Raw genomic sequence first — 22,625 nt, forward strand, 5'->3', positions numbered from 1 at the left:
CTTTCCGGTCCATTGCAGCGACCGCTCCGTTCCGGCTCGTTTCTCGAAATTGCTCGCCGGACCCGCTGTTTCCCTGCTTCGTTGACGATTGGCGCGCCCGGTTTTCGCGGCGCGCGCACACGCATGCCCTTGCGGGCGCCGAGGTTTCTGTGAAGCTCTTCTCAACACGCGCACCGGCCGTCGTGCGCGCGGCTTTTCTTCCGCTCGTCTGCATGTCGCTTGCCGCCTGCCAGCGCCACGAGGCCGCCGCGCCCGCGCCGCGTCCGGTCGTCGCGGTCGAGGCGAAAACGGACGCACAAGGCAGCACGTCGAGCTTGCCCGGCCAGATCCAGTCGCGCTATTCCACACCGCTGTCCTTTCGCATCGGCGGCAAGATTCTCGAGCGTCGCGTGCGGCTCGGCGATACGGTGAAGACAGGGCAGATCGTCGCCCGGCTCGATCCCGCCGATGCCGAAAAGAACAGCGCCAGCGCCCGCGCACAACTCGACGCAGCCGAGCATCAATTGGTCTATGCGAAGCAGCAGCTCGACCGCGATCGCGCACAGGCCGCCGAAAATCTCATCGCGCCCGCGCAACTCGAACAGACGCAAAACGCCTACGCCGCCGCGCTCGCCCAGCGCAATCAGGCGCAACAGCAGGCGGGACTCGCCGGCGACCAGTTGCGCTACGCGACGCTCACCGCCGATCACGCGGGCGTCATCACTGCCGAGCAGGCCGATACCGGCCAGAACGTGACGTCGGGGCAAGCGGTCTACACGCTCGCATGGAGCGGCGATATCGACGTGACCTGCGACGTGCCCGAAGCCGCGCTCGCCGCATTCGCCGTCGGCCACGAAGCCAGCGTAACGCTTCCTGCCCTGCCCGCGCGGACCTTCAAGGCGCGCGTGCGCGAACTCTCGCCCGCCGCCGATACGCAAAGCCGCACCTGGCGCGCGAAGCTCACGCTCGAAGCGCCGACGCCCGACGTGCGCCTCGGCATGACGGCCAACGTCGCGTTCGCGGCAGTGAACGGCACGAACGGCACGAACGGTGCGCAAACCGCGTTCACGCTTCCGTCGACGGCGCTCTTCCACGACAACGGGCATCCCGCCGTCTGGATCGTGAAGCAGCCCGGCGACGCGCTCGAACTGCGCCGCGTGGAAGTCGCGCGTTATGGCGAGCGCACAGTGACGATCGCGAGCGGCATCGCGGCCGGCGAACGCGTCGTGTGGCAGGGCGTGCATACGGTGTCGGCAGGAGAAAAAGTGCGCGTCGTGGCGCCGCTGCATCCCGAGGACTTTGCGTCATGAGTCGGACGCAAGACTCCTCATCCGACGACAACGCGCATCGCCACGAAGAAGGCCGCTTCAATCTCTCGGCCTGGGCGTTGCGGCATCGCGCGCTCGTCGTGTTCCTCATTTCGATGGCGACGATCTTCGGCATCCTCGCGTACACGCGGCTCGCGCAATCGGAAGATCCGCCGTTCACCTTTCGCGTGATGGTCATTCGCACTTTCTGGCCCGGCGCGACCGCGCGTCAGGTGCAGGAGGAAGTGACCGATCGCATCGCGCGCAAGCTGCAGGAAACGCCGTACACGGATTTCATGCGCAGCTACTCGCGCCCGGGCGAATCGCTGCTGTTCTTCCAGATGAAGGACTCCGCGCCCGCGAAGGACGTACCCGACGAGTGGTATCAGATCCGCAAGAAAGTCGGCGATATCGCGGCGACGCTGCCGCCGGGCGTGCAAGGTCCGTTCTTCAACGACGAATTCGGCGATGTCTACACGAACATCTACGCGCTCGAAGGCGACGGCTTCTCGCCCGCGCAACTGCACGATTACGCCGATGCCTTGCGCACGGTGCTGCTGCGCGTGCCGGGCGTCGCGAAGGTCGATTACTTCGGCGACCAGGAAGAGCGCATTTATGTCGAGATCGCCAATACGCAACTGACACGCCTCGGCATCTCGCCGCAGCAGATCGCGCAGGCCATCGACGGACAGAACGCCGTCTCGCCCGCCGGTGTGCTCAACACGCCCAACGACCGCGTGTTCGTGCGCCCGAGCGGCCAGTTCAAAAGCGTGGCCGCGCTCGCCGATACGCTCATCACCGTGAACGGGCGCTCGTTCCGTCTCGGCGATATCGCCACCATCAAGCGCGGCTATATCGATCCGATTGCCACGCAGATGCGCTCGGCGGGCACGCCCGTGCTCGGCATCGGCATCTCGATGCAGCCGGGCGAAGATGTCGTGCGTCTCGGCAAGTCGCTCGATGCAGAAGTGAACAAGTTGCGTGCGCAACTACCCGCTGGGCTGAAGCTCAACGAAGTCGCCAGCATGCCGCATGCGGTCTCGCATTCCGTCGACGACTTTCTCGAAGCCGTCGCCGAAGCGGTCGTGATCGTGCTTATCGTGAGTCTCGTGTCGCTGGGCGTACGCACGGGCATGGTCGTCGTGATCTCGATTCCGATCGTGCTCGCCGTCACCGCGCTCTTCATGTATCTGTTCGATATCGGCCTGCACAAAGTGTCGCTCGGCACGCTGATTCTCGCGCTCGGTCTGCTCGTCGACGACGCGATCATCGCCGTCGAGATGATGGCCGTGAAGCTCGAACAAGGCTGGAGCCGCGCGCGCGCCGCTGCATTCGCGTACACGAGCACCGCATTCCCCATGCTCACCGGCACGCTCGTCACCGTCGCGGGCTTCCTGCCGATCGCGCTCGCCAAGTCGAGCACCGGCGAATACACGCGCTCGATCTTCGAAGTCTCGGCCATCGCGCTGATCGCTTCGTGGCTCGCGGCAGTCGTGCTGATTCCGTTGCTCGGCTACAAGCTCCTGCCCGAGCGAAAGAAAGAAGCGCATCTGCCCGACGATCACGAACACGACATCTACGACACGAAGTTCTACGGACGCCTGCGCCGCTGGGTCGGCTGGTGCGTGGAGCGGCGCTTCATCGTGCTGACGATCACGGTCGTGCTGTTCGTCATCGCGATGGCGGGCTTCACGCTCGTGCCGCAGCAGTTCTTTCCGAGCTCGGACCGGCCCGAATTGCTGATCGACGTGCGTCTGCAGGAAGGCGCATCGTTCGATGCAACGCTGCGCGAAGCGAAGCGCCTCGAAGCCGCGTTGAAAGGCCGCGAGGAAATCGATCATGTCGTGAGCTTCGTCGGCACCGGCGCGCCGCGCTTTTATCTGCCGCTCGATCAGCAATTGCCGACGCCGAACTTCGCGCAATTCGTCGTCACGGCGAAATCGGTGGAAGCGCGCGAGGCGCTCGCCCGCTGGCTCGATCCGATGCTGCGCGAGCACTTTCCCGCCGTGCGCACGCGTTTGTCGAGACTGGAGAACGGTCCGCCCGTCGGCTATCCGGTGCAGTTTCGCGTGAGTGGCGACGACATCGGCACGGTGCGCCACATCGCCGAACAAGTTGCCGCCGACATGCGCGGCGACGCGCGCACGACCAACGTGCAGTTCGACTGGGACGAGCCTTCCGAGCGTTCGGTGCGCTTCGAGATCGATCAGCAGAAGGCGCGCGATGCGGGCGTCACGTCGCAGGACGTGTCGAGCTTTCTCGCTATGACGCTCACCGGCACCACCGTCACGCAGTATCGCGAGCGCGACAAGCTGATCAGCGTCGACTTGCGTGCGCCGCGCGAGGAACGTGTCGATCCGGCGCGCATCGCCACGCTCGCGATGCCGACGCCGCATGGCCCGGTGCCGTTGGGCGCGCTCGGGCGCGTTGTCGATACGCTCGAATACGGCGTGATCTGGGAACGCGACCGGCAACCCACCATCACCGTGCAATCCGACGTGAAGGGCAACGCGCAAGGCATCGATGTAACGCAGGCCATCGACAAGAAGCTCGATGCGATTCGTCGCGCGCTGCCGGTGGGCTATCGCATCGAAGTGGGCGGGCCGGTCGAGGAAAGCGGCAAGGGTCAGGCATCGATCAACGCGCAGCTTCCGGTGATGGTGATCGTCGTGCTGACGCTGCTGATGATTCAGTTGCAGAGCTTCTCGCGCGTGATGATGGTCGTGCTCACCGCGCCGCTCGGGCTGATCGGCGTCGTGGTGACGCTGCTCGCATTCGGCAAGCCGTTCGGCTTCGTCGCGATGCTCGGCGTAATCGCGATGTTCGGCATCATCATGCGCAACTCGGTGATTCTCGTCGATCAGATCGAGCAGGACATCGCCTCGGGGCACAAGCGTTTCGACGCGATCATCGGCGCGACGGTGCGGCGTTTCCGTCCCATCACGCTGACGGCCGCCGCCGCCGTGCTCGCGCTCATTCCGCTTCTGCGCAGCAACTTTTTCGGCCCGATGGCGACCGCGTTGATGGGCGGCATCACGAGCGCCACCGTGCTCACCCTCTTCTATCTGCCCGCGCTCTATGCCGCGTGGTTTCGCGTGAAGCCGAACGAACGCGAAGGAGCATCGTCATGAATCGCACGCATGCGTTGATCGCCGCATGCGCCCTGCTCGGCGCATGCTCATTCGGCCGCGACGGCAAGCCGCCCGCGATGCCACAGCCCGCGCACTACGGCGCGCAGCCTCAGCCCGATACGAGCGTGACGGCCGAGGGCGCGGCGCAGCGCTTCGTCACGGGTGCGAAGCCGGTGCCCGAATGGTGGAAGCTGTATCGCTCGGATGCGCTCGATGCGCTCGTCGACGAAGGCTTGCGCGCAAGTCCGAGTCTCGCTGCCGCCGACAAGAGTCTCGTCGCCGCGCGCGAGCAATTGCGCGCGCAGGTGGGATCGTCGCTGCTGCCGTCCATCGATGCGGGCGCGCAGGCAACCCGGCAACGCGGCTTGGGCATTCCCGAGGTCGGGCCGCCGACCGTGCTCTACAACCTCTTCGTCGGGCAGATTCAGGCGCAATACACGTTCGATATTTTCGGGGCGGCGCGCTTTGCGAATGCATCGCTTGCCGCGCAAGTCGACCAGCAAGCCTTTCAACTCGATGCCGCGCGCCGCGCGCTCGCCGCGAATATCGTGACGGGCGCGATCGGTGCGGCGGCATTGCATGCACAGATCGACGTGACCGAACGCCTGATCGCGCTCGCCGCCGACGATGCGCACGACGCCGAACGCCGCTATGCGCTCGGCTCGGCATCGCGCGCCGAGATGTTCAGCGCACAGCAAAACGCGGCGTCGCTTGCCGCCCAATTGCCGGGCTTGCGCGCGCAATGGCTCGCGACACGTCACGCGCTCGCGGTCCTGCTCGGACGCACGCCCGACCGCGCCCCCGACGACCTCGATCTCGCGAGCCTCACCGTGCCCGCCGATGTGCCCGTGGTCCTGCCCTCCGAGTTGCTGCAGACGCGCCCCGATATACAAGCCGCCGACGCCGCATTGAAAGCGGCCGCCGCGCAAGTGGGCGTGGCGACGGCGCAGTTGTTCCCGAGCTTGTCGCTCTCCGCGTCGATGGGCAAAGGCGGCTTTAGCTGGCCGACGGCGCTGTCCGGTGCGGGCGCGTTATGGAGCGTGGGCGCATCGCTGTCGCAGCCGATCTTTCATGGCGGCGCGCTACTCGCGCAACGGCGCGCGGCCATCGCCGCTTACGACGCCGCCGTCGATCAATACAAGCAGACCGTGCTGGCCGCGTTCCAGAACGTCGCGAATACGCTGGCCTCGCTCGAAACGGATAGCGAAGCGCTCGCCTTCGCCGATACCGCGAGCAGCAAGGCGCGTGATGTATCGGCGGATGCGGCCGCGCGCGTGCGGCTCGGCGCGATCCCGCCGCGCGCCGCACGCGGCAGCGAGCAGCAGTACCTCAACGCGCGCCTCTCGACCATCCGCGCCAGCAGCGCGCGCATGAGCGACACGGCTGCGTTGTTTCAGGCGATGGGCTCGCCGCTCGCGTCGGGCGCGAGTTTGTCGCAGGCGGACGGCGCTGATCGCTGATCGCTGATCGCTGATTCTCTCGCCTAACGCGCGATGCCGGCCGCGACACTCGGCGGAACGTACTTGAGCTTGGATATCTCGCACGCCTTCGCGCCATCGCCGATGACCTTGAACTGCTGGCCGCTCAGCAAGGTGTCGGCGTGATTGTAGTCGGCGAATCTAAACGGACTATCGATCAGCGTGCTTTGAAACTCCACCAGAAAGGGAATGTCGGCTTCGGGCCGAAGCGTTGATTCGGGCAGCATTGCGAGCACGCATACTTCCTTGTTGAAGGCTTCGACGGCCAATTGCTTAAGCCAGTCCGACCTGATCTCCTGGCCGCGCGCCTTGTACCAGAAAGTGATCTTCGCCCAGGCCCATGAAACGATGGCGTCATGAAGCGGACCGGGATAGCGTTTCGCAAGAGGCTCGATTGCCGTTACGTCGTTACTGTGGCTTTTCTTGTCGGGTTGCAACGCGTCAGCGACTGCTTGCGTGTTGATCGACTCATGCCGCATGAAGCGATCGACGTTAGGCTTGGTTTCCGACGCAGCAGCCGGAACGTTCGCGCCGGAAGCCCTGGAAAGCGCATCCTTGTTGCATGCGCGCATATGCAGGGCGCATGTCGTCACATCGGTGAAACGCTGATTCGTCGGAAACTTCTTGTTCAGATAGATCGTTTCGAAGCCGTGTCCGGCAATGGCTTCCAGAAGCGGCGTATCGCTCCATGCAAGCCCGAACGGAACGGTAATGTTGCCGCTCAAAGGCCGAGGAATTGGCTCGCTTCGCACTTTATTCATCTTGCGAATCATCCAGTCGAGCCCGTCGATTACGCGGTCCTTCTTGTTCGTCACATAGCTCGTTTTGTCGGTCCCGCCCGTCTCTGTCGCGATCCAGCCCGCCGCAACGCCAAGTCCCACGACTGCGAGCCGGCCATCGAGGGAAATATGCTCGTCCCTCAAGGTTTTGACAGTGCGATCGACTGCCGTATTTGCGTAAAGCGTTCCCTGAGAGTGAGCTACGATCAGAACATCGTGACCATTGCGTAACGACCGGGTGAGATCGGTTTTGTCGGCGGCATTCTGCACGCCGATCGCTTCGCTAGTTGGCATATGGTCGAGGATCTCCTGAATCGGTCCCTGCGACCGATAAAGCATCTGCTCTTCGAGCAACTTCCTCTTCTCGTAGGCTCGGGCCAGATAAATCGAAAACAAGGCTTCGGCTTCGGGCTTGATGGTCGATTCCGTGCGGTCACGTTCTCGGGCCTTCTGAATGAACACCTCTTCGAGATTGCTGTACTTGTCATGGTGATACAGCAGAATCATGTCAATCGACAATTCCGGAGCGCCCAACGTCACGAGCCGGTCCCGTGCCAGCTTCGCGTGAGCGACGGCTTCATCGGAACGTGTCAGCACGCCATTCGAAAACGCGAGGTCCAGCGGTCTTGCGTTTGCATCCAGCACGAGGAGAAGAACAATGCACACGAACCATGACCCATGCCTGATTGTTCGCATTGCGATGTCCCCCGGAATAGACAGCAAGAAGAAGAGAAATTCTTCCGACGAAATCTGGACCGACGCGATTGAGAGTTCTTTATAGAAGCATCGTCGGGCCGGTACCCGAACCGGCTGCTCGATGAAAGCGCATTCTATTGAGTTATCGTTCGATTGACCATCCAATCCGCCGAACGTCTTTAGACACGCCTTTAACCGGCGCGCCGGATCTACACTAGGCGCATGCCATTCGTCCACGACACCATGCTGCATCGCGAAGACGCGTCCCAAGCCCCGCAAGACCCCGCCCTTCTGCGCCGATTGTTGCGCGCCAAGGATCGCATGGATGCCGCGTCGCACGAAGCGTGGACGGTCAGCCGTCTCGCCAGCGTCAGCGGCGTCTCGGAAGCGCATTTCGCGCGCTCGTTCAAGCGCGCCTTCGGCATTCCGCCGCATCGCTATCTGCTGACGCGGCGCATCGAGCAGGCGACGACGCTCCTGCGCGACACCGATCTCAGCATCACCGACATCGCCTTCGCAACCGGCTGGGAAAGTCTCGGCACGTTCGGCCGCATCTTCCGCGACATCACCGGCCGCAGCCCCGGCGAGATGCGCACCGAAGCACGTGCCGAGGCGCGCGCCGGCAACGCACAGCTTGATCGCGTGCCCGCGTGCGTGCTCAAGGCCGCGCAGCGCCCCGATCTGACGATCGCAGTTTTGGAGAAGCGGCGCCGCGTGAAGAAAGATAAAGTCCGCCCATCAACCAAGGAGGCGATATGAACGACGGTATCAGCGTAGTGGGCTTGTATGTCGACGATCAGGACGCGGCGCTCGCGTTCTACGTCGATAAACTCGGGTTCCGCGTCCACACGGACGTGCGTAACGGTACATATCGATGGCTCACGGTCCAGCATCCGGACCAGCCATCGTTCCAGCTCGGCTTGTTCGCGCCGGGTGCGCCCATCCATGACGACGCCACCGCGCAAACCCTGCGCGCGATGGTCGCCAAAGGCGCGATGCCGCCGCTCGTGCTCGCGGTAAGCGATTGCCGCGCGGCCTACGAACGGCTCGCGGCGAAGGGCGTTGAGTTCACGCAGGAGCCGGTCGAGCGCTTCGGCAGCGTCGATGCCGGCTTCCGCGATCCCGCGGGCAACGGCTGGAAGATGATCCAGGCGCCGCGCCGCGAAAAATAGACGCGCTCAGTTCTTGTCCGCGACGACCTGATCGAACGTGCCGCCATCGGCGAAATGCGTCTGTTGCGCCTTTTGGAAGTTGCCGAACATCTGTTCGACCGTGAACGTCTTGAGCGGCCTGAACTCGTTCGCATGTTTCGCGAGCACGGCGGCATTACGCGGACGCAAATGATGTTGCGCGATGATCTCCTGCGCGGCGGGCGTGTACAGGAAGTCGAGATAAGCCTGCGCCTGCTTGCGCGTGCCGCGCTTGTCCACCACCTTGTCGACGATCGACACCGGCGGCTCCGCAAGCAGACTCACCGACGGATACACCGCCTCGAAATCCTTCGCGCCGGGTCCCGCGCTCATCAGCCCGACTTCGTTTTCGAACGTAACGAGCACGTCGCCGATGCCGCGCTGCGTGAAGGTCGTCGTCGCGCCGCGTCCGCCCGTGTCGAGCACCGGCACGTTCTTGAAGATGGCTTTCTCGAAGTCCTGCACCTGCGCATCGCTTGCGCCCTGCTGCTTCTTGTAACCCCACGCGGCGAGATACGCATAGCGGCCGTTGCCCGAGGTCTTCGGATTGGCGATCACCACTTGCACGCCCGGCCGCGCGAGATCGCTCCAGTCCTTGATGTTCTTGGGATTGCCCTTGTGGACGAGGAACACCATCGTCGTGGTGTAGGGCGCGCTCGAATCGGGCAGGCGCGTGCGCCAGTTCGCGGGCACGAGCTGGCCGCGTTCGGCAAGCAGGTCGATGTCGTTGGGCTGGTTCATCGTCACGACGTCGGCTTGCAGGCCTTGCGTCACCGAAAGCGCCTGCGCGCTCGATGCACCATGCGACTGCCGCACCGAAACCGTCTCGCCCGTTTTCTTCGCGTAGTCCGCGACGAATGCGGAGTCGATGTCCTTGTAGAGTTCGCGCGTCACGTCGTACGACACGTTGAGCAGCGTGGTCTCCGCATGCGCGATGCCCGCCATGCTCGTGATTGCGAACGCGACTCCGACCAGAAGCTTTTTATATACCGCCATTTTTTCTCCAGTGACAGGGAAAACATTACACAACGAACAAAGGCCGCGCGAAGGCGGCCATTCATGCTTTAGATCCTTCGCGAAGAAGGCGTCAACCGTAGGCGCGATTCTCCTCTTCTTCATATTCCGGCGATACCCGCCGCGCCAGCGTCTCGACGAAGTGCCGCGCAAGCGGCCACGGACCGAAGCCCGCCGCCGTGTTGATATGCCCCGCGTCGCCAAGATTCACGAACGCGCTGTTCCAACGCTGCGCGAGCGTGCGCGCTTCGTCGAGCGGCATCCACGGATCGGTCTCGCTGCCGACGACAAGCGACAGCGTATCGAGCCGCCGCGCACTGAACCCGCCCGCGAAACGGAACTTCGCGGGACTCGCCGGTGCGACGAACAACACGCCCTTCACGCGCGACATCAACGAAACCCTTTTCGCGTGCGTGAGCGCATGCGCCGTCGCGAGGCATCCGAAGCTGTGCGCGGCCAGCACGACAGGACCGTCGATGCGCGCGAGCGTATCGTGTACGGCATCGCTCCATGTGTCGAGATGCGGCACGTCCCAGGCGCGCTGCTCCACGCGCTGCGCAGCCGGCATCTCGCCTTCGAGCCAGCTCTGCCAGTGCGCATCCTCGCTACCGTAAAGACCGGGCACGGTCACGAGCGTGACGGACGACAACGATGACACTCCTTCTCGTGCATGCTCCGCGTTGCGCTCGCTCATGATGGTTTCTCGCCGCGACGTGAATCGACGCAAATTGATCAGCCTTCATTCTCGGCGAGCGCAGGAGCGTGGCTAACCAATATTTCGTCATTTGTTTATGGGAATCGCGCCGCCGCGCGCCGCTATAATCGCTGCACGCCGTAACCGGACGTCCATTCTTCCTCCATGCCTACCCGCCGCCCCGCCCGCCCGGCTGTCTCGCCCGATTCGCCCATTCCGCTCTACGCGCAGATCAAGGACACCTTGCGCGCGGACATTCTCGATGGCCGTTACGCGCCGCACAGCCGCATGCCATCGGAAAGCGAATTGCAGACGATGTTCGATGTCAGCCGCATCACCATTCGTCAGGCGCTCGGCGATCTGCAAAAGGAAGGGCTCATTTTCAAGGTGCACGGCAAGGGCTCGTTCGTCTCGCAACCGAAGGCGTTTCAGAACGTGACGTCGCTGCAAGGCTTTGCCGAAGCGATGTCGGAAGCCGGTCACGAGATCGTGAACCGCGTCGCGCATTTCCGCTTTGCACCCGCATCCGCCGATGTCGCCGCACGGCTCGACGTCGCCGAAGGAAGTCTTGTCGCCGAGATTCATCGCGTGCGGCTGCTCAATCGGTCGCCCGTTTCATACGAAGTCACCTTTCTTCCCGAAGCGCTCGGACGGCAACTGAAACGCGCCGATCTGGCGACGCGCGACATCTTCCTGATCCTCGAGAACGATTGCGCCGTGCCGCTCGGCCACGCGGATCTCGCCATCGACGCGATCGCGGCCGCGCCCGCCATCGCGGATGCGCTCGAGCTGAAAAAAGGCGCGCCGCTGTTGCGCATCGAACGCCTTACGCACGATGCGCAGGGCCGTCCCGTCGATTTCGAATATCTCTATTTCCGCGGCGATACGTTTCAGTATCGCTTGCGCATCGATCGCGAACGGTTGTCCACGAACGGCGCGCGCGAGTCCACACGCGTTATTCGAAACGCGCACAAGCAAAGCAAAAACAATTGATTCCCCTGGGTTTCGTGCGTCTTTAGAATCTGGTTCTGACTTGTCATAACAAGTGACGTCTCCACCAGATCATGCAAACCCACGAACTCGAATACGACATCGTCGTCGTTGGCGGCGGCACGGCCGGTCCGATGGCCGCCATCAAGGCGAAGCAGCGCGACCCGAGCCTGCGCGTACTGCTTATCGACAAGGCGCACGTGAAGCGCAGCGGCGCCATTTCGATGGGCATGGACGGCCTGAACAACGCCATCATTCCCGGACACGCGACGCCCGAGCAATACACGAAGGAAATCACCGTCGCTAACGACGGCATCGTTAATCAGGCCACGATCTACGCGTATGCGCGGCACAGCTTCAAGACGATCGAAGAGCTTGATCGCTGGGGCGTGAAGTTCGAGAAGGATCACACGGGCGACTACGCGGTGCGCAAGGTGCATCACATGGGCGCGTATGTGTTGCCGATGCCCGAAGGCCACGACGTCAAGAAGGTGCTCTATCGTCAGTTGAAACGAGCGCGCGTCGAGATCACGAATCGCGTCGTCGCGACCAGACTGCTGACCGGCGCGCATGGCGAGATCGCGGGCGTCATGGGCTTCGACTGCCGCACTGCCGACTTCTACGTGATCCGCGCAAAAGCCGTGATTCTCTGCTGCGGCGCGGCCGGGCGGCTCGGCTTACCGGCCTCGGGCTATCTGATGGGCACTTACGAGAATCCGACCAATGCCGGCGATGGTTACGCCATGGCGTATCACGCAGGCGCGGAGCTGGCTAATCTCGAATGCTTCCAGATCAATCCGCTCATCAAGGACTACAACGGTCCGGCGTGTGCGTATGTGACGGGACCGCTCGGCGGCTATACGGCGAACGGCCGTGGTGAACGCTTCATCGAATGCGATTACTGGAGCGGGCAGATGATGTGGGAGTTCTATCAGGAACTTCAGAGCGGCAACGGGCCGGTCTTCCTCAAGCTCGATCATCTCGCCGAAGAAACGATTCAGACGATCGAAACGATCCTGCATACCAACGAGCGACCTAGCCGAGGCCGCTTTCATGCGCGACGCGGCAACGACTATCGCACGCGCATGATCGAGATGCATATCTCGGAGATCGGCCTGTGCAGCGGTCACAGCGCGTCCGGTGTATGGGTGGACGAGCACGCGCGCACCTCCGTGCAGGGGCTCTATGCCGCCGGCGACATGGCCGCCGTGCCGCACAACTACATGCTGGGCGCGTTCACGTACGGATGGTTCGCCGGTGAACACGCGGCCGCGCACGTTGCGGGGCGCGCATTGCCCGCGCTCGATGCATCGCAAGTCGAGCAGGAACGCGAACGCGTGCTCGCACCGCTTGCGCGTGAACACGGCCTGCCGCCCGCACAGGTGGAGTACAAGCTGCGCCGCTTCGTGAATGACTATCTCCAGCCGCCGAAGGTCACGCGGCGCATGGAGATCGGCCTGCAACGCTTCGCTGAAATTCGCGAGGACATCGCACATCTTGCCGCCGCCGATCCGCACGAACTGATGCGCGCCGCCGAAGTCTCCGCGATTCTCGATTGCGCCGAGATGGCCGCGCGCGCGTCGCTGTATCGCACGGAGAGCCGTTGGGGTCTTTATCACCATCGCGTCGATTATCCCGAGCGCAACGACGCCGAATGGTTCTGTCATGCGCATCTGAAGAAGGATGCATCGGGGCGCATGACCTCGTTCAAGAAGTCCGTGGAGCCGTATGTGGTTCCCGTCGACGAGTCCGAGCGCGGCGCCTATTCGCGCCTGCGTGTGGCTCGCACAGCGCAGCCGGTTGCTGCATAGGAGAGAGACCATGGCCCTCGTGCCCCGCGAAGCGCGTCAGCGCTCGAGCCTTCCCGTCATGATCGACGAAGACAAGTGCATCGCCGACAAGGGCTGCACCGTATGCATCGACGTATGTCCGATGGACCTGCTCGCCATCGATCCCGACACCGGCAAGGCCTTCATGAAGTTCGACGAATGCTGGTACTGCATGCCCTGCGAGCGCGACTGTCCGACCAATGCCGTGCACGTCGATATTCCTTATCTTCTTCGCTGACGAGGACACACGCATCATGAAACGGACGCTATTGTTGGCCCAATCGCTGGCCTTGACGGCCGCGCTCTTCGCAAGCGCCGCGCATGCAGAAACAATCCGCGTGGCCATCGGCACGCAGGATACAACCATCAACACCGCTGCGGGCGGCGCGTTGATCCGCGAACTGCATCTGCTCGACAAGTATCTTCCGCACGACGGCAAGTACAAGGACGCGCAATACGATATCGAATGGAAGAACTTCACGAGCGGCGCGCCGATCACGAACGAGATGGTCGCGGGCAAGCTCGACTTCGGCTCGATGGCGGATTTTCCCGGCGTGCTCAACGGCGTCGCGAATCAGAAGGCGGGCAAGGGCAGCATCTTTATCAGCGTGCTCTCGGGCAGCGTGCGGGGCAGCGGCAACGGCATCGTCGTGCCGACGGATTCGCCCGCGCAATCCATCGCCGATCTCAAGGGCAAGACGATCTCGGTGCCGTTTGCTTCGACCGCGCACGGTATGCTGTTGCGCGCCGTCGCCGCACAGGGATGGGACCCGGAGCGCGACGTGAACATCGTCACGCAAGCGCCCGAAGTGGCCGGCCCCGCATTGCAGACGCACAAGATCGACGCACACGCCGATTTCGTGCCCTTTGCCGAGCTGTTTCCGTATCGCGGCTTCGCGCGCAAGATTTACGATGGCTCGCAGGCCGGTGCCGCGACGCTGCACGGCACGCTCGTCGAGAAAGAGTATGCGCAGAAGTATCCGGAGGTCGTCGTTGCGTATCTGCGTGCGGTGATCGAAGCGAATCGGCTGCTCGCGGCCGAGCCGGAAAAATACAGCGAGCTGATCGCGAAGGTCACGGGCATCGAACCGGAAGTGGACTATCTGTTTCATGGCCCGCTCGGCTTGCAGACGCGCGATCTCACGTGGAAGCCCGAGTATCGCCAAGCCGTGCAGACCTCGTTCGATACGCTCAAGCTGCTCAAGCGCGCGGACGGCGATCTGAACGCGAACGCATTCATCGACGATAGTTATCTGCGCGCCGCCTTCAAGGCCGAGCATCTCGACTACGAGGCCGCGCTCAGGAACTATGCGCAGACGCCGCTCGTCGCGAACGATGCGCTGACCGGCAAGCCCATCGCGAAGACGGATCGCGTCGCGCAAATCTGGGTGCGCGGCGAGGCGAAGGTGCGCAGCTATGCATCGCCGGACGAAGCGGTGCGGGAACTCGGCACGCTCGAACGCGATGGCAAGCAAGTGCGCGCGTTCTATGCGCAGGATCGCGAGAGCGGCATCAAACTGCTTGCCAGTCAGGCCTGGTTCGCGAAAAGCGCCGACGGCCAGTTGAACGCCTTCCTGCTGAAGGACCGCGCGCAAGCCTGGGCGAGCGCACATGGCGGACAGGTAATCGATTTCGCCGCCGCGCGCCAGCCGACCGCGCTTGCCACTCGCTGAGGCAGACATGTCGACGCTCGCACTCACGGCTCCATCGCTGCTGCGTTCACGCGGCGCGCGCGCAATCGTGCAGTGGGCGTCGCTCGCGTTCTGCCTGCTGCTCTGGCACTTCGCGACGACGCGTCACTGGAACCTCGGCATCGTGACCTTCGAGAACGTGCCTACGCCCGCCGATACGCTCGCGGCTATCGTCGATCTCGCGCATTCGCCGAAGCTCTTCTCGGACCTGGCGAGCAGCCTGCGACGCATCGCGGCGGGTTATGTCGCCGCGGCTTCGAGCGGCATTGCGTTGGGGCTCGCCATCGGACGTTCGCAGTGGACGCGTCTCGCGCTGCTCACGCCGCTCGAAGTATTGCGGCCGATTCCCGCAGTCGCGTGGATTCCGCTCGCGATCCTGATGTTCCCTTCGTCGGAGATGTCGATGATCTTCATCACCTTTACCGGCGCGTTCTTTCCGATCCTGCTCGGCACGATACACGGCGTCGAAGGTGTCGAGCCGCGGCTCGTGTCGTCGGCGCGCAGCCTCGGTGCGAACGATCGCGTGATCCTTCGCGAAGTGATCCTGCCCGGCGCGGCGCCCGCCATCGTCACCGGTCTCGCCATCGGCATGGGCACATCGTGGTTCTGTCTCGTCACCGCCGAGATGATCTCGGGTCAGTTCGGCATCGGCTATTACACGTGGCAGTCGTACACGGTGCAGCGTTATCCCGAAGTTGTCGTCGGCATGTTGCTGATCGGCTTGCTCGGCATGGGCAGCAGCGCGCTCGTGCGTATTGCAGGACGGCGTCTCACGCCGTGGCTCGCCGCAGGGAGACGCCGATGAATCCGCGCAACATTCGAACGAGCGCGGGCCGCATCGCTCTCGAAGCACTGACGATCACGCTGGGCGAAGGCGCCGACGCGTTCACCGCCGTGCGCGATGTGAACGCGGTCATCGAGCCGGGTGAATTCGTCTGCATTCTCGGGCCGTCGGGCTGCGGCAAATCGACCTTGCTCAGTGCGCTCGCGGGACATGTCGCTGCCGCAGAAGGCCGCGCCCTGCTCGATGGCGAACGCATAGACAGACCGCATCCCGAGCGCGGCATGGTGTTTCAGCAGCACACGCTGCTGCCGTGGCGCAAGACGCTCGACAACGTCGCATTCGGCTTGAAGATGCAGGGCATCGGCCGACGCGAGCGGCATCGTCGCGCTCAGGCGTTGCTCGAACGTGTCGGGCTCGGTGCGTTCGCGCACAGCTATCCCGCGCAATTGTCCGGTGGCATGCAGCAGCGCGCCGAGATCGCGCGTGCCATGCTCAACGAGCCTCGCATCCTGTTGATGGACGAGCCGTTCGGCGCGCTCGACGCTCAAACGCGCGCGATGATGCAGGCGCTGCTGCTCGATGTCTGGAGCGAGCGGCGGCCGACGGTCGTGTTCGTCACGCATGACATCGACGAAGCCTTGTTTCTTGCTGACCGCATTCTCGTGATGAGTCAGAGCCCCGGCACGGTGCTCGAAGAACTGCGCGTGCCGTTCGCGCGGCCGCGCGAGCGAAGCGAAACGCGCGATCTCGTCACGGAGCCTGCGTTCGTCGCGCTGAAGCGCCGCTGCCTCGCGCTGCTCAGGCATCGACATGCCGTAACGCCCGCCACGTTGCGCGACGCGCCGGCGAGCATCGACATCACTCACACCGCTCAGACCGCTTCATGACGCATACCAATCCACTATTCGATGACATCGCCGACGACGCCCTCGCCGCCCGCTTCGCCGATACGGACGCCGCCGTGCGTCGCCTCGCGGTGATCGAAGCCGCCGATCTCGAAGACGAAACGTGGCTGCCCGCGCTCGCGGCCGCGCTGCTCAACGACGCCGACGCCGATGTGCGCCGCACCGCCGCGCAACGGCTGGGCGCATGGGACACGCACGAAGTCGTCGATGCACTGTGCACGGCACTCGCCGATAGCGACGAAGGCACACGCGATGCCGCGGCCGAGAGTCTCACGGCATTGAAGGATCCTTCGTCGGGCGAGCGCCTGCTGCCTCGCCTCGCCGACGCGCACACCGACGCGTTCACGCGCGCGGCACTGCTGCGTGCGCTGCGCGAATTGCGCTTGCCGAATGCGGCGGAACCTGCGCTCGATGCGCTATCGGATGCATCGCCTGTCGTGCGACGCGAAGCGGTCGGCGTGCTCGGCTGGCTGCGCTATGCGAATGCATTGCCGCAATTGACGCGGCTCGCCCGTGCCGATGAATCGATCGATGTGCGGCATGCAGCCGTTGGCGCACTCGGCTTCGCCACCGACGACAGCGTGCTCGCCACCTTGCAACACGCCCTCGCCGATAACGAATGGCGCGTGCGCGAAGAGGCGGCGGCAACGCTCGGCAAGCTGCGTCTTACGGCGGCGCGCAGCGCACTCGAAGACGCGCTCGCCGACGACTACTGGCAGGTCACGCTGCAAGCGGCGCGCGCACTCGGACGTCTGCGCGATGCGGCGAGCACGCACGCGGTCGCGGAACTGCTGACCTATCCGATCAGCAACGTGCGCAAGGAAGCGGCGCTCGCACTCGGTGAACTGGGCGATACGCAGGCGCTCGCCGTGCTCGATGCCGCGCTTACCGACGGCGATCCGGAAGTGCGCAAGGCCGCGCGCATCGCGATTGCACAGATCGGTGCGCGGCATGGCTCATGAGGCGACTTGGCGCGGCTCGGCGGAGAGTCCGTCTCTGACCCACAGCAACGCGATGGTCGATACGATCGGTCCCGCCGCGAGCAGATAGAACGGCGCGTGATACGCGTGCGTCCACTGGAGTTCATCATCCGTGAGAAGCGACGAGCTCGCCGGCCTTGCCCGTCGCTTCGCCGGCCGCATGCTCTTCCGCGATGAGCTTCTTCAGCACGCGGCGCATGTCCATCAGTTCGCGCTCGCCGAGAATCTTCTGCTGTGCCTCGATCATCGGTTTGTCCTGCTCGTTGAACGCGACCTGTTGCCATTCGCGGACGAGCACATCGGTGGCAGGATCGTCGATCTTGAAGCTGCGCGCATGCGCGTAGGAGTAATGCGTCGAGTATTCGGTCTCGGGCGTGAGCAAATGCGTGCCGAACGCCTGAATGCCGTCTTCGCGCGGCTTTCCGGTCGGCGTCGCGCCGGCGTTCAGGCGGATGGTCGCGGGCGCATCCCAGCGAATCTCGGTCCATCGGTCGACGACCAGTTCCGCGTCATCCATGTACTTGCGCATCAGCGGCGGCACATCTCGGCCAGCGCAACGCGCCTACCATCGCGCGGCACGCCCATAAAAAAACCGCTCCCTCGGGAGCGGCTCTATCGCGAGACACGCGAAACGCGTCAGCGCATCAATCATCCAGCAACGACAAATCACGCACCGCGCCCTTGTCCGCCGACATGACGAGCTTCGCATAAGCCTTCAGCGCCGCCGACACCTTGCGCGGACGCGGCTTCGCCGGCTTCCAACCCTTGGCGTTCTGTTCTTCGCGACGCCGCGCCAGCTCTTCGTCGCTCAGCAACACGTCGATGGTGCGATTCGGAATATCGATGCGAATCCTGTCGCCATCGCGCACGAGGCCGATCGCGCCGCCCGCTGCCGCTTCCGGCGAGCAGTGCCCGATCGAAAGACCCGACGTGCCGCCCGAGAAGCGGCCGTCCGTCAGCAGCGCGCAAGCCTTGCCCAGTCCCTTCGACTTGATGTAACTCGTCGGATAGAGCATTTCCTGCATGCCGGGGCCGCCCTTCGGACCTTCGTAGCGCACGATCACGACGTCGCCCGCCTTCACCTTGCCCGCCAGAATGTTTTCGACGGCTTCATCCTGCGACTCGGTGACATGCGCCGAGCCTTCGAACACGAGAATGCTCTCGTCGACGCCCGCCGTCTTCACGACACAGCCATCGCGCGCGATGTTGCCCGTCAGCACGGCGAGGCCGCCTTCCTTCGAGAACGCGTGCTCGTACGAGCGGATGCAGCCCTCGGCGCGATCGGTGTCGAGGCTCGGCCAGCGCGTGTTCTGGCTGAACGCCGTCTGCGTCGGGATACCGGCGGGACCGGCCATGTAGAAGGTCCGCACGGCCGGGTCGTCGGTGCGCCCGACGTCCCACTGATCGAGCGCGTCTTTCAGCGTGGGCGCGTGCACCGTCGGCACGTCCGTGTGCAGCTTGCCCGCGCGATCCAGTTCGCCGAGGATCGCCATGATGCCGCCCGCGCGATGCACGTCTTCGATGTGGTACTTGTTCGTGTTCGGTGCGACCTTGCACAATTGCGGCACGGTGCGCGACAGGCGGTCGATGTCGTCCATCGTGAAGTCGATGCCCGCTTCCCGTGCGATCGCCAGCAAATGCAGAATGGTGTTGGTCGAGCCGCCCATCGCGATATCCAGCGTCATCGCGTTCTCGAAGGCCTTGAAGCCCACCGAACGCGGCAGCACGCTCGCGTCTTCCTGCTCGTAATAGCGTCGCGCCAATTCGACGATGCCGCGCCCCGCGCGCTTGAAAAGCTGCTCGCGATCCGCGTGCGTCGCGACGACCGTACCGTTGCCGGGCAGCGAGAGGCCGAGCGCTTCGGTGAGGCAGTTCATCGAGTTGGCCGTGAACATGCCCGAGCACGAGCCGCACGTCGGGCACGCGGAACGCTCGACTTCGGCCACTTCGGCGTCGGTGTATTTGTCGTCGGCGGCGATCACCATGGCGTCCACGAGATCGAGCTTCTTGAACTCCATCGCCTTCGTGACGGGATTCGCGAGGCGCGTCTTGCCCGCTTCCATCGGGCCGCCGGAGACGAAGATCACCGGAATGTCGAGGCGCATCGCGGCCATCAGCATGCCGGGCGTGATCTTGTCGCAGTTGGAGATGCAGACCATGGCGTCGGCGCAATGCGCGTTCACCATGTACTCGACCGAATCCGCGATGATGTCGCGGCTCGGCAGCGAATACAGCATGCCGTCATGCCCCATGGCGATGCCGTCATCGACGGCGATCGTGTTGAATTCCTTGGCCACGCCGCCCGCGGCTTCGATCTCGCGCGCGACGAGCTGGCCGAGATCCTTCAGGTGCACGTGACCCGGCACGAACTGGGTGAACGAATTGACCACCGCGATGATCGGCTTCGAGAAATCTTCGTCTTTCATGCCGGTGGCGCGCCAGAGGGAGCGCGCCCCCGCCATGTTGCGGCCGGCGGTGGAGGTTTTGGAACGGTATGTGGGCATCGTGGATTGCTCTGGAAATATCGCGAAGGAGAAGCGGGCCACGAGGATAAAGGCCCTTTTACGCCCGCGCGACGGCCTCTTGAGCTGCGCCCGGGCAAAAGCGCGATTATCCCACAGCGCCTGCGAGCGGGCTTTGCGGCCGAAGTACGCGCTTAAGAAACGATTTACGCAGACGGATCGCCGATCCTCGTCGCGGAAAATTCGACCGGCAGCGCGCGCTTGTGCCGCGTCGCCGTGTGGAAACGGCGAATCGTGGCGAGCACGTGATCGCTTACGTCGCGGCCTTCGAGAAAGTCGTCGATGTCGTCGTAGGTGATGCCGTAGCTGTCTTCGTCCGGACGCTGTGGCGTGAGTGTTTCGAGGTCCGCCGTCGGGACCTTCATGACGAGGCTTTCCGGCGCGCCCATCGAACGCGCCAGTGCGCGCACGCGGCGTTTCGTGAGCCCGGACAAGGGCAGAATGTCCGCGCCGCCATCGCCGTATTTCGTGAAGAAGCCCATCAGCGATTCGGCCGCATGGTCGGTGCCGATCACCACGCCCGCCCGTGCGCCCGCGACGGCGTATTGCGCGATCATCCGCTCGCGCGCCTTGATGTTGCCGAGCACGAAGTCTTCTTGTGATTCGTCGGCGTAATGCGCGCCGGCGTGTTTGAGCGCGGCGAGCATGGCGTCGGATGCGCCTTCGATGTTGACGTCGAGCATCTCGTCCGGACGCACGAAGTCGAGCGCGAGCCGTGCGTCTTCTTCATCGCGCTGGGTGCCGTAGGGCAATCTGAGCGCGACGAAATGCGCTTCGTAGCCGCGCGCGCGAAGCCGCTCGACGCTCAATTGCGCGAGCCGCCCCGCCGTCGATGAGTCGACGCCGCCGCTAATGCCCAGCACGTACGTGCGAAGCCCTTGCGATTCGAGATATCCGCTCAGGAATTCGATGCGTTGCTCGCGTTCGGCATCGACATCGAAAGCCTGCGAGACGCCGAGCGCGCGAATCACTTGCGCCTGCCAGGCGCGCCGTGCGAGTGTGTCATCGGCCATGGTTTCTCCGTGAACGTGTATGGCCGACGAAGCGTCGCCGGCACGGCGATTGCGTCTGCAAGAGGCCTAACCAACAGGAGGCGATTATGAGCATCTTTTCATCGATAGTGAGCAAGATTTTCGGGCACCACGACAGTGCGGCAGCGGCCGACGCAGGCGCAAGTCAGCCGGCGGCGGCACCGGCGGCACCGGCGCCCGCATCGACGCCAACATCGACGCCCGCGGGGTCCGCCGCGCCGAAAGAGCCGGTGGATGTCGAAGCCGTGCTGACGCAAATGCAGGCGAGTCACGGCGAGCAGCTTAACTGGCGCACGTCTATCGTCGATTTGATGAAACTGCTGGGCCTCGATAGCAGCTTGGCTGCGCGCAAGGAGCTCGCGTCGGAACTGCACTACAGCGGCAACACGGAAGACTCGGCCGCGATGAACATCTGGCTGCACAAGCAGGTGATGCAAAAGCTCGCGGAGAATGGCGGGAAGGTGCCGGATGAGTTGAAGTAGGGGGTTGGGGGTTGGGGGTGCGTCGGCTTCCTTGTTCTTCTCGCAAAACGGGCGGTGCGGATTGCACCTGCTTGCTGGAGCTTCGGCAATCCGGGAGCATGCCCGAATCAAATCTCTCTTACGACATCGAGCGCCTGCGTGGCGCTCATCCGATGTTGCCCGCCCGACGTCGCGCGGGGTCCTTCCAGACATACGGATCGCATCGGGGCGCAAGGCAGGCCTCAAGTCCTTTCGATTATTGCCGTTATCCATTGAAAGAGTCACTACAACCAAGCGGATGGCAATGATCAAAGAGTAGGTTCTGTGCGGCGCAATCGCTGCGTTTTCGACCGTTGGAATCGCCGCAGGAAAATGGACGAAGGTCGGTACGACCGAAACCGCCGATTTCTTCATCGACGAGACTTCGATTTATCGCGCCGGAGATATTTCTCGCGACTGGATCAAGATGGCCGTGAAGAGGAAGGACCTGAAGATGGTCGGCAAGCAAGTCGCCTACACACCCACGCACTACGTTTACAACTGCTGCTCGCGTCGATTCACCAAGGGCACGATGGTCGTGTACGACAAGTCAGGAAGCTCGCTTGGATCAGATCCCGCATCGGGCCCGACTGAAGACGTGGTGCGGGGCTCGATGTCGGACACCCAGATGAAGATTGCATGCGGCATGTCAGCTTCCGCGTCAAACTGAGCGCCCCTCGGATTGAGCATGCGAAGCGCCTGAATGTTGTTCGGCTCATTCACGCTATTGCCCGGCTTATATCGCCGGGCTTGCGTACTGATCTCGGCGCCTCATGCTCTAGCGAGCTTCCAATTTTTGGAGCAAGCGCCATTGCTGGGGCTGCAACGGCAGGTCTCAAGGTAATAAGCACTGCGATCAATATCGACGAGCGCGGAGAGCAGATGAGGTTTGACGCACTCCGGCGCCGTTGACGGATACTAAATCTCATCGGCATGAGGCTGATCCGACACAGCGCAGAACAGCATGACGCAAACTACGCCGATCGCAAATCGCTCGTAAAACCCATGGCGGAAGGCAGCCGGAGTCGAACCGACCAGAGGGTGTCTGACACCCCCTACTGGGTTTGAAGCCCAGCCGCACCACCGGATGCGGATGCCTTCCTCGAATCCAACACAGGCCTCCGA

The 22,625-nt window shown here is 63.6% G+C and carries 19 protein-coding genes, 1 tRNA gene and 1 pseudogene; 14 read left to right on the forward strand and 7 right to left on the reverse strand.

The genetic code is table 11. From position 1 onward, the window contains the following. Positions 1-149: 149 nt before the first annotated feature. The 3 genes from BRPE64_RS19190 to BRPE64_RS19200 are packed head-to-tail and all read left to right on the forward strand — an operon-like array spanning position 150 to position 5,877. The gene (locus BRPE64_RS19190; RefSeq protein ID WP_016355188.1) at positions 150-1,289 is read left to right on the forward strand and encodes an efflux RND transporter periplasmic adaptor subunit; all 1,140 of its coding nucleotides are present in this window, start codon (positions 150-152) and stop codon (positions 1,287-1,289) included. Next, positions 1,286-4,417 (forward strand): efflux RND transporter permease subunit, encoded by a 3,132-nt coding sequence (locus tag BRPE64_RS19195; RefSeq protein ID WP_016355189.1) that lies wholly within the window; start codon positions 1,286-1,288, stop codon positions 4,415-4,417. Before BRPE64_RS19190 ends, BRPE64_RS19195 begins: the two co-directional genes overlap by 4 nt. Continuing rightward, entirely contained in the window at positions 4,414-5,877 is a 1,464-nt protein-coding gene (locus BRPE64_RS19200; protein WP_016355190.1) for an efflux transporter outer membrane subunit, read from the forward strand. The genes BRPE64_RS19195 and BRPE64_RS19200 overlap by 4 nt, the downstream gene beginning before the upstream one ends. 23 nt (positions 5,878-5,900) lie before the next feature. Here the strand turns inward: BRPE64_RS19200 and BRPE64_RS19205 are convergent, their stop codons facing one another. Continuing rightward, on the reverse strand, positions 5,901-7,709 hold the full coding sequence (locus BRPE64_RS19205) for a hypothetical protein (protein ID WP_162472047.1): 1,809 nt from the start codon (positions 7,707-7,709) through the stop codon (positions 5,901-5,903). On the opposite strand from BRPE64_RS19205, the gene BRPE64_RS19210 reads away from it, so the two are divergent. Beyond that, complete coding sequence (locus BRPE64_RS19210; protein ID WP_051180471.1) at positions 7,593-8,129, forward strand: helix-turn-helix domain-containing protein; 537 nt, start codon at positions 7,593-7,595, stop codon at positions 8,127-8,129. The genes BRPE64_RS19205 and BRPE64_RS19210 overlap by 117 nt on opposite strands. Beyond that, positions 8,126-8,542 carry a VOC family protein gene (locus BRPE64_RS19215; RefSeq protein WP_016355193.1) on the forward strand — a complete coding sequence of 139 codons (417 nt, stop codon included), beginning with the start codon at positions 8,126-8,128 and terminating at the stop codon, positions 8,540-8,542. The genes BRPE64_RS19210 and BRPE64_RS19215 overlap by 4 nt, the downstream gene beginning before the upstream one ends. 6 nt (positions 8,543-8,548) lie before the next feature. On the opposite strand, the gene BRPE64_RS19220 is transcribed toward BRPE64_RS19215, so the two are convergent. Both BRPE64_RS19220 and BRPE64_RS19225 read right to left on the reverse strand, forming a co-directional pair. Beyond that, positions 8,549-9,556: a sulfate ABC transporter substrate-binding protein gene (locus BRPE64_RS19220; RefSeq protein WP_016355194.1), complete on the reverse strand. Its 1,008-nt coding sequence runs from the start codon at positions 9,554-9,556 to the stop codon at positions 8,549-8,551. Between the two features lie 91 nt (positions 9,557-9,647). After that, positions 9,648-10,268: an RBBP9/YdeN family alpha/beta hydrolase gene (locus tag BRPE64_RS19225; RefSeq protein ID WP_016355195.1), complete on the reverse strand. Its 621-nt coding sequence runs from the start codon at positions 10,266-10,268 to the stop codon at positions 9,648-9,650. A 165-nt stretch (positions 10,269-10,433) separates the two neighbouring features. Between BRPE64_RS19225 and BRPE64_RS19230 the strand changes: the two genes are divergently transcribed. The 7 genes from BRPE64_RS19230 (at position 10,434) to BRPE64_RS19260 (ending at position 17,429) form a co-directional block, all read left to right on the forward strand. Next, the gene (locus tag BRPE64_RS19230) at positions 10,434-11,261 is read left to right on the forward strand and encodes a GntR family transcriptional regulator (protein ID WP_016355196.1); all 828 of its coding nucleotides are present in this window, start codon (positions 10,434-10,436) and stop codon (positions 11,259-11,261) included. A 71-nt stretch (positions 11,262-11,332) separates the two neighbouring features. Continuing rightward, a complete protein-coding gene (locus BRPE64_RS19235) occupies positions 11,333-13,069 on the forward strand; it encodes a fumarate reductase/succinate dehydrogenase flavoprotein subunit (protein WP_016355197.1) in 1,737 nt (578 codons plus the stop codon). Positions 13,070-13,079: 10 nt separating this feature from the next. Further along, positions 13,080-13,325, forward strand: coding sequence for a 4Fe-4S dicluster domain-containing protein (locus tag BRPE64_RS19240; protein WP_008352838.1), 246 nt, complete (start codon positions 13,080-13,082; stop codon positions 13,323-13,325). A gap of 16 nt (positions 13,326-13,341) precedes the next feature. Next, the gene (locus tag BRPE64_RS19245; protein WP_044042501.1) at positions 13,342-14,760 is read left to right on the forward strand and encodes an ABC transporter substrate-binding protein; all 1,419 of its coding nucleotides are present in this window, start codon (positions 13,342-13,344) and stop codon (positions 14,758-14,760) included. Positions 14,761-14,767: 7 nt separating this feature from the next. Next, on the forward strand, positions 14,768-15,583 hold the full coding sequence (locus BRPE64_RS19250) for an ABC transporter permease (RefSeq protein WP_016355199.1): 816 nt from the start codon (positions 14,768-14,770) through the stop codon (positions 15,581-15,583). Next, entirely contained in the window at positions 15,580-16,449 is an 870-nt protein-coding gene (locus BRPE64_RS19255; protein WP_016355200.1) for an ABC transporter ATP-binding protein, read from the forward strand. Before BRPE64_RS19250 ends, BRPE64_RS19255 begins: the two co-directional genes overlap by 4 nt. Continuing rightward, positions 16,446-17,429: a HEAT repeat domain-containing protein gene (locus BRPE64_RS19260; protein WP_016355201.1), complete on the forward strand. Its 984-nt coding sequence runs from the start codon at positions 16,446-16,448 to the stop codon at positions 17,427-17,429. The genes BRPE64_RS19255 and BRPE64_RS19260 overlap by 4 nt, the downstream gene beginning before the upstream one ends. A gap of 124 nt (positions 17,430-17,553) precedes the next feature. On the opposite strand, the pseudogene BRPE64_RS19265 reads toward BRPE64_RS19260, so the two are convergent. The 3 genes and pseudogenes from BRPE64_RS19265 to nadE form a co-directional block, all read right to left on the reverse strand. After that, a pseudogene (locus tag BRPE64_RS19265) lies at positions 17,554-17,991 on the reverse strand (hypothetical protein); the annotation flags it as partial. Between the two features lie 100 nt (positions 17,992-18,091). Further along, positions 18,092-19,951 (reverse strand): dihydroxy-acid dehydratase, encoded by a 1,860-nt coding sequence (gene ilvD / locus BRPE64_RS19270; protein WP_044042502.1) that lies wholly within the window; start codon positions 19,949-19,951, stop codon positions 18,092-18,094. Between the two features lie 164 nt (positions 19,952-20,115). Continuing rightward, positions 20,116-20,982, reverse strand: coding sequence for an ammonia-dependent NAD(+) synthetase (gene nadE, locus BRPE64_RS19275; protein WP_016355205.1), 867 nt, complete (start codon positions 20,980-20,982; stop codon positions 20,116-20,118). Positions 20,983-21,068: 86 nt separating this feature from the next. Here nadE and BRPE64_RS19280 point away from each other — a divergent pair, with 86 nt between their 5' ends. Together BRPE64_RS19280 and BRPE64_RS34085 are read left to right on the forward strand one after the other, a co-directional pair. Beyond that, complete coding sequence (locus tag BRPE64_RS19280; RefSeq protein ID WP_016355206.1) at positions 21,069-21,482, forward strand: DUF3597 domain-containing protein; 414 nt, start codon at positions 21,069-21,071, stop codon at positions 21,480-21,482. Positions 21,483-21,888: 406 nt separating this feature from the next. Then, complete coding sequence (locus tag BRPE64_RS34085) at positions 21,889-22,170, forward strand: surface-adhesin E family protein (RefSeq protein WP_408608255.1); 282 nt, start codon at positions 21,889-21,891, stop codon at positions 22,168-22,170. Between the two features lie 336 nt (positions 22,171-22,506). Here the strand turns inward: BRPE64_RS34085 and BRPE64_RS19290 are convergent. After that, positions 22,507-22,602: transfer RNA gene (locus tag BRPE64_RS19290), tRNA-Sec, on the reverse strand. Between the last annotated feature and the right edge of the window lie 23 nt (positions 22,603-22,625).

It is taken from the genome of Caballeronia insecticola, assembly GCF_000402035.1.
Lineage (GTDB): Bacteria > Pseudomonadota > Gammaproteobacteria > Burkholderiales > Burkholderiaceae > Caballeronia > Caballeronia insecticola.